Here is a 12,130-nt window from a genome sequence, read left to right on the forward strand (position 1 = left end):
AGGGGAGCGCCGCGATGCACCGATGCCTTGCGGACACAAGAAAACGCTTGGAGGGAAGGAAGATGAATCGACTCACGCTTCGCCAGAAGCTGTGGCTGCCGCTCGTCCTGAGTTGGCTTTGTCTGCTGTTGATCACGTTGTGGAGCGCCTGGGAGAGCCGCTCCCTGCGTCTGGAGGAGCGCCAGCGCGATTTGCAGAACATTACTGAATCCGTATTCAGCATCATCAAAGACTACGGACAGATGGCGCAAGACGGCAAGCTCACCGCCGATGAAGCGCGGGCCCAGGCCCTCGCACGCATCAAGGTCATCCGCTACGGTAAGGACGGCTACTTCAGCATCAACCAGACAAACTCGGTGATGGTGATGCACCCGATCAAAGCCGAAATGAACGGCAAGGACATGTCGGGTTTTACCGATCCGGCAGGGAATCATCTGTTCCAGGAAATTTCGCGCGCGGCCAAGAACGGCGGCGGTTTTGTCGATTATCTATGGCCCAAACCCGGTGCAGAGGCACCGCAGCCGAAGAAAAGCTACGTCCTGTATTACCAACCGTGGGATTGGTGCCTCGTCACCGGCACTTACATGGACGACATCGAAACCGCATTCCGCGCCTCGCTCCTCAAGGCCCTAGGGCTGCTGTTCGGCGTCGGCTTGCTGATGACGGTGGTGGTCGTGGCCGTTACGCGCAGCCTGCAGCGCCAGCTGGGCGGCGAGCCCGCCTATGCCGCAGATGTTGCAGCCCGCATTGCCAAAGGCGATCTGGCGGTGCGCGTGCAGACCCGCCCGGGCGATCGTGACAGCATGCTTTTTGCCATGTCGGAAATGCAGCAGCAACTGACCGGCACCATTAGCGACATCAAGAACTCGGCCGATTCCATTGCCAGCGCCACCAAGCAGATCGCCGCAGGCAATGCCGATTTGTCGCAGCGTACGGAGCAGCAGGCATCTTCGTTGGAAGAAACGGCGTCGAGCATGGAAGAGCTGACCAGCATCGTGAAGCAGAACGCCGACAACGCGCGTCAGGCGAGCACGTTGGCCGTCAACGCGTCGGACATTGCGGTCAAGGGCGGCGAGGTGGTCGGGCGTGTGGTCGAGACCATGTCCGGTATCAACGAGAGCAGCAAGAAGATCGCCGACATCATCGGGGTGATCGAAGGCATCGCTTTCCAGACCAACATCTTGGCGCTGAACGCCGCCGTTGAAGCTGCTCGTGCAGGCGAGCAGGGCCGCGGCTTTGCCGTGGTGGCGGGCGAGGTGCGCAGCCTGGCACAGCGCTCGGCCAGTGCGGCCAAGGAGATCAAGGAGTTGATCGGCGATTCCGTGGGCCGTGTGCAGAACGGGTCGGCGCTGGTGGAAGAGGCCGGTGTGGTGATTCAGGACGTCGTGACTGCCGTGAAGCGCGTGACGGACATCATGGGCGAGATTTCTGCGGCGTCTGAAGAGCAAAGCTCGGGCATCGAGCAGGTCAATCAGGCCGTGAACCAGATGGACGAAGTGACGCAGCAGAACGCTGCGCTCGTGGAGCAGGCAGCCGCTGCGGCGCTCTCGCTGGAAGAACAGGCTGAATTGCTGCGTACGGCAGTGGGGCGCTTCCAGGTATAACTGCCCAGAACTGGGTCAGGCAGAAATGCAAAAGGCCGGCAAATTCGCCGGCCTTTCTCTTTTGTGGTTTCCGGCGCGCCTCTTTGTGCAGGCTCGGAATGCTGTGTTGCAGGCACTGCTCAGGCGACCAGAAAATCCTCCATCTTCCGGCCCGACGACAGTTCCTTGACCAGCCAACCGGGGCGCTTGCCACGGCCCGTCCAGGTATTGCCGTTGTTGTCGCGGTAACGCACTGGGACCTTGCGACCAGCCTTCTTCGAGGCCACGGCACCCTTTGCGCCAAAACCGAGGTCTTCGGCGGTCAGGCCGTATTCCACGATCTTGTGCTTGATTTCAGCGATCACCGTCGCTTGTTCGTTTGCCCGAAGTTCATCGGCCTGGCGCTGCAGTTCAGAGATCTTCTGAACAATTTCCTTGTAAGTCGGCATTATGGATTCCTCAACTTTGCAATTGAAACATGGGCACGCTCCCCGTAGCCCAGGGCATTATAACGACTTTGCAAGTGAGAAATGAATTTCGTTAAGACCAGATGTCAATGGCGTGGATTTTCTGCACCATCAAGCTTTGCGCAAACCCGCATGGAGCCTGGGTTTACGCGTGGTTCCGAAGTCGTAAACATATGAACCATTACAAAGCCATCGGGCCGTCTTGAAATCAACGCACTGCGTAGCCAACGCAAGTCCAACACAATCTTTTTCTTATGTGACTACTTCATTACTTAGACAATCGCACCAGCGCCTCACCGAAATATTTCCAAATATGAAGGCGAAAGGTTCCTGAAAGGTCGTGTTGAATGCACGAAAAAGGCGCATTTCTCGTGCCGCCTTATTTGATATCCGCGATTCAGGCGTACTCGGCCGCAAGCAAACCCTGGAATTCCTTGGCTGGCAGCGGACGCGCCAGCAAATAGCCCTGGACCTGATCGCACTGCAGATTTACCAAAGCCTGCATTTGCGCTTCGGTTTCGACGCCCTCGGCCACGACGGTCATATCCAGCGAATGCGCCATCGCGCAGATGGCGCGAATGATGGCCGCTGCCTCGGCTGGGTTGTCGTCGAGCGCAGAGACAAATGCGCGGTCGATCTTGATCTGCTGGGCCCGGAAGCGCTGCAGATAACTAAGGCTGGAATAACCGGTGCCGAAATCGTCGATGGCCACCTCGAAGCCGAGCGACTGAATCTGCCGGATGGCGGCAATGCTCTGGCCGGCATCGCGCATGGCCGCCGTCTCGGTAATCTCAAACATCAACCGATGTGCGGCCACCTGGTAGCGATGCAGGATCTGCGACAGGCGCTGCACGAGGTCGGGCTGCTGGAACTGCCGCGGCGACAGGTTGACTGCGATGCGCTGCGGCGGCATGCCGATGGCATCCCAGTGCATGATCTGCCGGCAGACTTCTTCGACCACCCAGTCGCCCAGTTCGACGATGGTACCGGTGCGCTCGGCCAGCGGGATGAACTCCGCAGGTGACACAGGGCCAAGTTCGGGGTGGTTCCAGCGCAATAGGGCTTCGGCGCCCGTCATGGCTTGCGTGTGCGCATCGTACTTCGGCTGGTAATACACCGAGAGCTGCCCATTGAGCGCCGCGTGCGAGAGCGCACGTTGAATCTGCAGCACGCGGTGCGCGGTGGTGTTCAGGCGCGGCTCGAAGAAGCGGTAGGCATTGCCGGTGGACTGCTTGCAGTCGAACATGGCTGTGTCAGCATGTTCGAGCAGCGCGTCAGCAGTCGCGCCGTTGTGCGGATGCACGACGACGCCAATGCTGGCAGTGGCGCGCAGACGCCGGCCTTCCACTTCCACCGACTCGCGCAGGCGGAACAGCAGCTTGTCGCCGATGGTCGCGGCAGCTTCCGGCAGCGCCAGCCCTTCCACAAGGATCCCGAATTCGTCGCCGCCCAGCCGTGCCACGGTGTCTTCGCCGCGAATGGTCTGGCGCAGGCGCTCGGCAATGATCTGCAGCACCCGGTCGCCGGCGTTGCGGCCATATTGGTCGTTGATCTGGCCGAAGTTGTCGAGATCCAGATAGAAGAGGGCAAACGGACGGCCGCGCCGCGTGGACGACAGGATTGCCGCCTCCAGCGCTTCGCGCAGATGCTGGCGGTTCGGCAGGCCGGTCAGGGTGTCATGGAGTTGCGGCCGGGGCGTCTGGCTTGCGACGCGTGCCAGCGATGCTTCCAGGTGCGCCTGCGTCGAGTCGATGCGGGTTTCCAGCATCATCAGCACCGCATGCAAGCCCAGCGCAATCAGCACGCCGCCGGCGCTCAGCATGATGACTGGAACGGTATGCATCATCGACTCGTCCGCCGGCCATGCCGTAGCGGAGGGCCACAATACCAGCGACAGCACTGCAGACGTGGCCAGCACGGCCGCGGCGCGTGCGCGCAATCCGACGGCGGCGCGGCGCTGTGCCGGCGGCATATGGAACGCCATGCACACTGCAAGGCACACGCCCGCGCCGATCACCAGCGTGCCGCCGCCCCAACCGAGCAGGGCGCGGCGCAGGGAGAGGGCATCGTCATGGACCCACGGTCGTGTGAGATATAGCTCCATCGTCAGCAGTCCGATGCCGAGTGCCACCGCGCCCATGGCAATGCTGCGCCGTTGCGGAGCCTGTGGGCCGTTGGCCGGCGACGCGTTCGGCAACGCGATAGAGAAAACCGCCAGCGCTGCTGCCAGCGCTGTCACGAGCGTTGCCGCAATGGGCGCGGATATGGGCGTACCGATCTGCCGATGCAGGCCCAATTGCCCGAGCCAAAGCCCGGACCACAACCCAATGCCAAGAATGGCCGCACAGGCCGTGCGCCAGTTGCGGCGTTTTGCGATCGTCGAGCCCCCCGGCAGACGTGTCGCAGCGTCCAGTGCGGCAAACGTGGTCAGCCCCGTGCTGACCCACGCAAACAGCAGCAGCGCAATATGGAAATCGTTATGCATGCGAGCGCATCCGGCGCGGCCCCCCGATCTACGACCAGCGCCTAGTCTGTGTTTTGCGGCGAGGATAGCGCAAAAGCCTGCCGTTTCAGGCCGCGAAAAAGCGCGTTTGTTGTGCGCTATTCACAGAATGCGTCGGGATCATTCGCCGCAGCGGTCTCGCATCGAGCCAGCATGACGGCGCCACGCCTCTCTTGAGGGATCGGCAGAAATCGCCAAAACGTGACCCGGGTATACGCGAATAGTCCGACGCCAGTGGTTGGGCGTCGGACGTTAGGAGGGAGGGGGCGGAAGATGCGCCGCGAACTCAGGCGTTGAGGCGGCCGCGCCGACGCGAAGCCGGTGTGGCGGCGCCGGCACGTTCCAGATCGACGCTGGGCAACAGGTGCAGCAAGCGCACAAGTTCAGACTGGCGGTGTGTGCCGGTCTTGCGCAGGATATCCCGGATGTGCACGCGGACCGTGTGCAGGGAAAGGAATTCGCGCTCGGCAATTTCCTGCAGCGTTTCGCCCGCAGCCAGCCGTGCAGCGACGATGCACTCCTTGTTGGTCAGCCCGAAGAGCGACGCCAGAACACCTGCGTCCATGACGGAGCGCGTCTCGGAGTTGCCGACCAGCACCAGCGCCAGCGGCGAAGCCCAGGTCGAGCGCATTGCATCGGAGGGCGCAAGGGGTGTGGCAATGAACGGCACCGGACGCCCATCACGCGCCAGATACATCCACGAGCCGGCGGCGCCTTGCAGGCCCAGCGACCCGGCGGCATGTTCGATGAGGTTGCGCAGTGCTGCGTCGTGTGTGTGGTCTGCTGAATGCAACATGCCGCCATCAAGCGACAACCGGTCGTCTCCCGCTGTCATAGTGCGGGCCCAGGCGTTGGCGTATTTCACGCGCATGGTGCGCTCGATGACCATCACGCCAAAGTCGAGCGTATCCAGCCCGGCCATGCCGAGTGCGGCGAGTTCGTTCAGCTCAAGATTGCGCTGCTGCATGCGCGCAGCCCGCTGCAGGTGCGGCAGCACGCGCTGCAGACGTGACTCGCGCTCCGTGGCGCTGACTTCCGAGGCATCGTCGTCGCGGGTCCGCAGCCGCATCGTGACGCGCATCTCTGGCGTGTCGATGAGGGTCACGGCGGCCGAAGGGTTCTCGTCGGAGAGCCCGGCGCTGGTCAGTTGTGGGTCTTGGCAGAAGGTATTGCAGTGGCCCTGTTGCGGGCAGTGCTGGCACCAGCCGGACGAAACGCCGTGGCGCGGCGTATCGGTGTGCTTGTCCCAGACAAAATAGTGAGCGCTTTCGGCGCCGGCGTAGACGGAGAGCAGGGCCAGTGCGATCGGCATCTGCGCAGGCTCAAGTACCGCCTCGTAAATGGTATCGACGAGTCGATGGAACTCTGCGTCATCCGATAGACGTTGCAGCATGATGGCCCCCGGTGCGTATTTGCGACAGCTCAGAGTGCAATCCATTGCTGTCGGCGTGTCGCGGCGTGATGCCGCCGTCGCTGTGTGAATTATTGTTGTTCTGCGCGACTTCAGTGGTAATCGGCAATTCTTTGGAAAAACTTAACATCCCGCTTCTGATGCTCCCAAATTATGGTGGCGCTGTATCTCCCCCCTAAGAGGGGAGTATGGGCGACTTTCAGCGCTGAAAATATAAAAAATATAAAAAATTTATACACATGTTCACGATGCCCGGGAGGGTCAGTTGAACTGGTACGTATAGGCTGCGTTGAACCTGAGGCTGCGAGAGCTTGAGTTGATCGGCTTGTCGCCCACCGGGCGGGCGATGGCCAGGTCCAGCGTGTAGTACTTCCGATCGGAGAAGCGCACGCCCAGGGCAATCGAGCCGAGCTGGTCGTGCACGAGCGTGCCGCCGTTCGAATAGACCTTTGCGGTGTCGTACAGCACGTAGGGCTGCACGGTCTTCAGATAGTCCATCGATACCTGGAACGCGCGGTTGATTTCCACCGATGCGCCCCACCCGCGGTCACCCGCCACTTCACCGGCCGGATAGGCGAGGCCGAAGAATCGTCCGCCAAAGCTGATCTGTTCCGAAGACGGCAGCACCGCACCGCTGTACTGCGCCGCTCCCGACACCACCACGCCGAAGCCCAGGGGCAAGTCGTGGGCTTCGCTGGCGGTGACGCGCGTGCGCAGGAAGCTCAGGTCGACGTTGTTGCTGGCGTTGGCCGAGGCGCCCTTGCCGGCGCCCAGGCTGTTGATGCCTTGGTACAAGCCGAACGACGCACGTCGGGTCTCGCCCGGGTTGACTTCGGTATAGAGGACCTCGGCCCCGGCCACGCGGACTTTGGTATCGAGTTCGGCTTGGGGCAGCGTGATGTCTCGCGGGTCGTAGCGCTGCTTGTCGTCGTTGCCGTAGAAGGTGCCCGTGACCGTCAGGTTGCGCGTGTTCGACAGCAGTACCGGATAGCTCAATGACAACCCGAGCCGCTGCGTGTCGGTCAGGTAGCGCGATTGGTAACCCAGTTGTTCCAGCGGCAGATTTTCGGGCATGCCGCGGTAGTGAGACCACGTGAGCTTGGCCAATAGCCCATCGGTGCCAATCGGCTGCGCCCACGTTGCGGAGTAAAACGTTTCATGGTCCGGCCCGCGCGGCTGCAGGGTCGACACCGTGATCTGCTCGCCCAGCGGCGTCACGCTGTTAAGCGTGCCGGTGATGACCGCCCGCACACCCGGCGAGCGATATTCCACGCCCGTGCCGATGGTGTAAGGCTGGCGCTTCACGCTCAACACGAGTTCGCTGGCGCCGTCTGTGGTGGTGGGCGGCTGCACGGTCGCGGTGATCTGCACGCCGGGTTGCAGCGCCAGCACGCCGGTCACGCGCTCGAACGTCTCGCGGCGCAAAGGCTTCTCGTCCATCAGACGCTGCGAGATTTCGCGCAGGCGGCCTTCCAGCGGCCCAGGTGTCCCTTCAATTCGCATGCGTGCCACATAGCCTTCGACCACGGTGACGCGCACGACGCCGCCTTCAAACGTTTGTGCGGGCACAAAGGCAAACGAGAGCGGGAACCCGCGGTCGGCGTACAGCTTGGTGACGTCGTTCGCTGCCTGCAGGAGTTGCGCGACGGTGATGTCGTGTCCGGCCAGCGGTGCGAAATACGCCGCGACCTCTGGAAACGGCAGTGTCTTGACGCCTTCGATCTGGAACTTGGTCGGCGTGAGATGCGTGGCGAGCAGATTCTCCAATGCCGGATTCGGTCGCTGAACCTCGACCTGGATTTTCTGCTGGGGCGGACGGGAAGTATCGACCTTGGGAAGCGTGTCGATCGGGTTGCCTTGCGTTGGGCTGCTCTGTGCCCAGCTCAGTGCCGGGCCGGTCAGTGCTACGCCTGTGGCCAGGGCCAACCGCATGGTGGTGGTCCGCACGCCTGTCTCCTCCGTGGTATTCGTTTGTGGTGTCGCGATGCCGTACAGCCGCGCGTTGCATCAAACGATAACCGCGAGACATGGTGCTTTACAACAAGACACATAGAGGGAGCGTTCACGCGGCGCAACGGCCCACGTAGATACCGATGGTGCGCGGCCGCGCCCCCGCGAACCGAATGACGATGCCGCATTGCACGGCATTGGTCCGTTTGAAACGCGACAGCGGCGGGCTGGCGTGATAACCGGCCCGCCGAAGCGTTGACTGTGGATCAGTGGTGCGCGCCGCCCAGCACGCCGCCCACCGTGCCCAGCAGACCGCCCACTGCGCCAGTCACCGGCGAGAGCGGTGTTGTCGCACCTGCCGACGTCAGACCCGTACCCACCGTGGTGACCACGCTGCCAACCGGCGCCGTGATCGTGCTGACCGGCCCCAGCGGGTTGCCAGCACCACCTGCTGCACCGCCCACGCTGCCCAGCGCGCCGGTAATCGGAGCGAGCGGGTTGCCACCACCCGTCGCCCCGCCCAGCCCACCGAGTGCACCAGTAATCGGAGCGAGCGGGCTGCTGCCACCCGTGGCGCCACCGAGACCGCCCAGCAGACCGGTGATCGGAGCGAGCGGGCTGGCGCCGCCGGTGCCACCCAGACCGCCGAGTGCGCCGGTAATCGGAGCAAGCGGATTACCGCCGCCAGTCGCCCCGCCGAGCCCGCCCAGCAGACCGGTGATCGGAGCAAGCGGGCTGGTGCCGCCAGTGCCGCCAAGACCGCCCAGTGCGCCAGTAATCGGGGCGAGCGGATTGCCGCCACCCGTCGCACCGCCGAGGCCGCCCAGCAGACCCGTGATCGGCGCCAGCGGGTTGCCGCCCGATGCCGTCGGCGAATACACGACGCCACCCAGCGCGGCGACGGTATTGCCTGTGGCCGTGACCACACCACCCAGGCCGCTGACCACCGGAACATTGGCCGAAGTGAGCGTGGTGCCGCCCTTGGCTACGGCGCCGCCGATCGTACCCAGCAGCGTGTTGGCCGGCGAACCCAGGCCGGTGGCCGCGCCCAGCGTTTGCGTACCGCTGGTGACCTGCGAAGTCAGCGGCACGATCGCCGTGCTCAGCTGTTGCGTGAGTTGCTCCACGGGGCCGGTCGACAGGGCCGTGCCGAGCGTGCCGCCGCCGTTGGCCACCGCTTGGCCGACTTGCGAGACCACACCGGCCAGCGGCGTTGTCACCGGAGCTAGCGGTGCCAGCGGGCCGGTGCCCAGATTGTTGACCAGCGTGCCGGCGCTCGTGACGGTGTTACCGGCACCGGTCACCACATTACCGAGGCTGGAGACCGTGGTGCCCACCGGATTGGCATTGCGGCCGATGCTGCCCAGCCCATTCTGCACGCCAGTGCCCAGCGCAGAAACTGTCGCGCCTGCGTTTTCGACGACACCGCCCAAGCCGCTTTGGACACCGCTCAGTTGCGAGGGCAGCGGCGCCGTTGCGATCGTCTTGCCAAGACCGCTGACCGTCGAACCGGCGCTCGTGACAATGCCGCCGGCATTGTTGAGGACAGCGCCAGTCGGCGTCAGCGGCGCAGGTGCCGGAGTCGGGCTCGGGCTGGGTGAGGGCGACGGAGACGGCGAGGGGGAGGGCGAAGGCGAGGGGGAGGGCGCAGGAGAAGGCGTCGGCGTTGAACCGCCGCCATTGTTATTGGAGCCACCGCCGTTTGAACCGCCCAGCGAACCCCCGAGGTCGCCGGAGCCGGAGCTGGCGCAACCACCCAAAACCAAAAGGCTTGCCATGGTGGCGGCCAGGCACTTGATGTTCTTATTCATGATCGATCTCCCGTTTTAAAAGTCCGCTTTAGTCAGCAGGAAAAAGTCTCACTCTCGATGTGAGGTGGTCAGACTCTGCAAACGGTGTGCCATGTCGCGGTTATTACGCAATGCGTAATGAGCCTCCTGAATTTGCGACGATTACCGCCATAAAAATGGCGAAACTGTGGAAATTAACCAGATTGCGGTATTTACACGCCCTGCCAGAGCGCGGGCAAAAGGTTTGTCTGTCAGGTTATGTGGGAACGAATGTGTTCCGTGTCACGTTACGCCGTAACGTGCGAAACGCGGATTTGGACGTCGTAACACGGCGTGTTGAGATCGGGGTAATACCTGATGTACTGCCCACAAGCCCAATAAATAAGCCGCTCTCCGAAAACTGAATCATGGTTCTAATGCACCTGGCATGTCATTTGCAGAATGTGGCGCGCAGTCCGCAGTACCGAGCTCAGACATCAAGACACATCATTCCAAGAAGGGGACGGACCATGACTCACATTCGACACTCCATTCGCGTTGCGCCGTTGGCCTGCGCTGTTGCCGCACTCATGCTCGCGGCTTGTTCTTCGGGAGGCTCCGGCTCGGGCAGTTCGCCCAATCCGAGCCCGAACGACACGACGGGCGTGACGCCCATCGGCAAGGTTGCAAACGGCGGCGGCAACACCGTTGTGGCGACCGGCCAGGCAGTCAGCAGCCTTGGCTCGACGCTTCAGAACGCAAACATTCCGGGCCTGTCCGATCAAGCCAAGGCTGGGCTTGGCGGCACGGTCGACAACGCCGGCAAGGCTGTCAGCGATCTCGGTCTGGGCGTTCAGACCGGGCTTGGCAAGATGGGCCAGAACCCCAACCCGATCGGCACCACGGTGGCCAGCACGGGCAATGTCGTGACGGATCTGGGCCAAGCCACGGTGAGCGCCGGCTCGCTGGTGCAGGGCCTCGGCCAGGGCTCGGGCGCACCGCTCGCGCCGATCACCCAACCTGTGGGCGGTGGCGTTCAGCAGGTCGGCCAGGCTTTGATTGGCGGCGGCACCCTCCTGGGTAGCGCGTTGTCTTCGGGCGCGGTTCAGCAGGTGACGCAGCAACTCAGTACGGCAATCGTGCCCGTTACCACGCAGATCAGCGGCGCCACCCAGATGGTAGGTGATTCGACAGGTCTGGGCGGAGCCCTGAACAACCTGCTAGGGACCGTTGGCGGTGGCGTGGCCGGCGCCGGAAACACCATCACCGGGACGGGCGTGCCGGTGGTCTCGAACCTGGGCCCGGTAGTCACTTCGCTTGGTACCACGGTCGCGGCAGTCGGCGGCGTCGCCACGACTGGCGGTTCCGCGGGCAGCAACCCTCTGGGCGGTCTGCTCGGTGGGGTGGGCGGCAGCTCCGGCGGCTCGAACCCGCTGGCGCCGTTGACAGGCTTGCTGGGCGGCGCTGGTGGCTCCAACCCCCTGGCCCCGGTTACGGGCGCGCTGGGCGGCGCAGGCGGCGGCAGCAACCCGCTGGCGCCTGTCACCGGACTTTTGGGCGGCGTTACGAGCGCTGCCGGTGGAGCATCGGGCGGCAACCCGCTGGCTCCCATTACCAACTTGCTGGGCGGCGTTGGCAGCCTGGCGCACTGAGCAGTACCTGTCTGTGCTCTTGAAGGTGCGCGGGCGTGTTCCCGTCGCTCGCGCATCCTTTTTTTGCCTCGACAGAAATGGGGAGCGTTCCGACCAACCTGAAGGATTAATGGGAAACCCGCTCGCAATAATCAGTTCGGTCTGGGGTTTATTAGGGGATTTCCATTAGTTTTCAGTGAGTTGGCGCATCTTTAATAAATTTAAATAGAGACTTAACTCTAAATTGAGGCAAGTACCTCAGTTGAGTTATTTTGTTTGCGGCGCCGCACGCCTATAAAGCTGTTACGGGGTGTTACGTGACATACGTGACACGCCGGCAAAATAAGCGCCCATGGGGGGTGTGCGGTGATCATTCGACGTGATCGGGACATTACGTCCGATGCATTTGAATTTTGTTCCGTTAGTGGAACAGCGCGGGCTGCGAAGTTTTTCGAGGTCTGCGTCATCGCTCTAAATCCCCATGCGTTTATTCGTTATAAGCACATATGAACTGGCTAAGGTTGGAGCGCCGGAAGCTGGTCGATATCAACACATCCGCGGGCGAGTGCAAACAGGAGAGAGTCATGAAAAACGCCATTCTGAAGTTCCTTCGCGACGAACAAGGTGCCACTGCCATTGAATATGGGCTGATCGCCGGGCTTATTGCCGTAGCAATTGTGACGACAGTCGGCACGCTCGGCGGCAACATCAACGCCGCCTTCAGACAGGTCTGCCTCAGCTTCAACAAGGTCACCGGCTACGCAGCGTGCTAAGGCGTGTATAGCCAAGCAGAGCTGGCCCGCTGGGCTGCCGTAG

8 protein-coding genes are annotated in these 12,130 nt (G+C 62.6%); 3 read left to right on the top strand and 5 right to left on the bottom strand.

The features are described from left to right. The first annotated feature begins 62 nt into the window (after nucleotides 1-62). Nucleotides 63-1,604 carry a methyl-accepting chemotaxis protein gene (locus tag N5B55_RS19500; protein WP_304541339.1) on the top strand — a complete coding sequence of 514 codons (1,542 nt, stop codon included), beginning with the start codon at nucleotides 63-65 and terminating at the stop codon, nucleotides 1,602-1,604. 119 nt (nucleotides 1,605-1,723) lie between these two features. Here the strand turns inward: N5B55_RS19500 and N5B55_RS19505 are convergent, their stop codons facing one another. The 5 genes from N5B55_RS19505 to N5B55_RS19525 form a co-directional block, all read right to left on the bottom strand. After that, nucleotides 1,724-2,032 carry an H-NS histone family protein gene (locus N5B55_RS19505; RefSeq protein WP_004627393.1) on the bottom strand — a complete coding sequence of 103 codons (309 nt, stop codon included), beginning with the start codon at nucleotides 2,030-2,032 and terminating at the stop codon, nucleotides 1,724-1,726. Nucleotides 2,033-2,447: 415 nt separating this feature from the next. After that, the gene (locus N5B55_RS19510; RefSeq protein ID WP_304541343.1) at nucleotides 2,448-4,535 is read right to left on the bottom strand and encodes a putative bifunctional diguanylate cyclase/phosphodiesterase; all 2,088 of its coding nucleotides are present in this window, start codon (nucleotides 4,533-4,535) and stop codon (nucleotides 2,448-2,450) included. 304 nt (nucleotides 4,536-4,839) lie between these two features. Continuing rightward, nucleotides 4,840-5,946, bottom strand: coding sequence for a helix-turn-helix transcriptional regulator (locus N5B55_RS19515; protein ID WP_304541345.1), 1,107 nt, complete (start codon nucleotides 5,944-5,946; stop codon nucleotides 4,840-4,842). Between the two features lie 279 nt (nucleotides 5,947-6,225). Further along, nucleotides 6,226-7,911, bottom strand: a complete 1,686-nt coding sequence (locus tag N5B55_RS19520) for a ShlB/FhaC/HecB family hemolysin secretion/activation protein (RefSeq protein WP_304541347.1) — start codon at nucleotides 7,909-7,911, stop codon at nucleotides 6,226-6,228. A 269-nt stretch (nucleotides 7,912-8,180) separates the two neighbouring features. Beyond that, nucleotides 8,181-9,725: a collagen-like triple helix repeat-containing protein gene (locus tag N5B55_RS19525; protein ID WP_304541348.1), complete on the bottom strand. Its 1,545-nt coding sequence runs from the start codon at nucleotides 9,723-9,725 to the stop codon at nucleotides 8,181-8,183. 488 nt (nucleotides 9,726-10,213) lie between these two features. Between N5B55_RS19525 and N5B55_RS19530 the strand changes: the two genes are divergently transcribed. Beyond that, nucleotides 10,214-11,335: a collagen-like triple helix repeat-containing protein gene (locus N5B55_RS19530; RefSeq protein WP_304541349.1), complete on the top strand. Its 1,122-nt coding sequence runs from the start codon at nucleotides 10,214-10,216 to the stop codon at nucleotides 11,333-11,335. 563 nt (nucleotides 11,336-11,898) lie between these two features. Next, nucleotides 11,899-12,087 (top strand): Flp family type IVb pilin, encoded by a 189-nt coding sequence (locus N5B55_RS19535; protein ID WP_304541351.1) that lies wholly within the window; start codon nucleotides 11,899-11,901, stop codon nucleotides 12,085-12,087. Nucleotides 12,088-12,130 lie beyond the last annotated feature (43 nt).

Source organism: Ralstonia pickettii, assembly GCF_030582395.1.
GTDB classification, from domain to species: domain Bacteria; phylum Pseudomonadota; class Gammaproteobacteria; order Burkholderiales; family Burkholderiaceae; genus Ralstonia; species Ralstonia pickettii_D.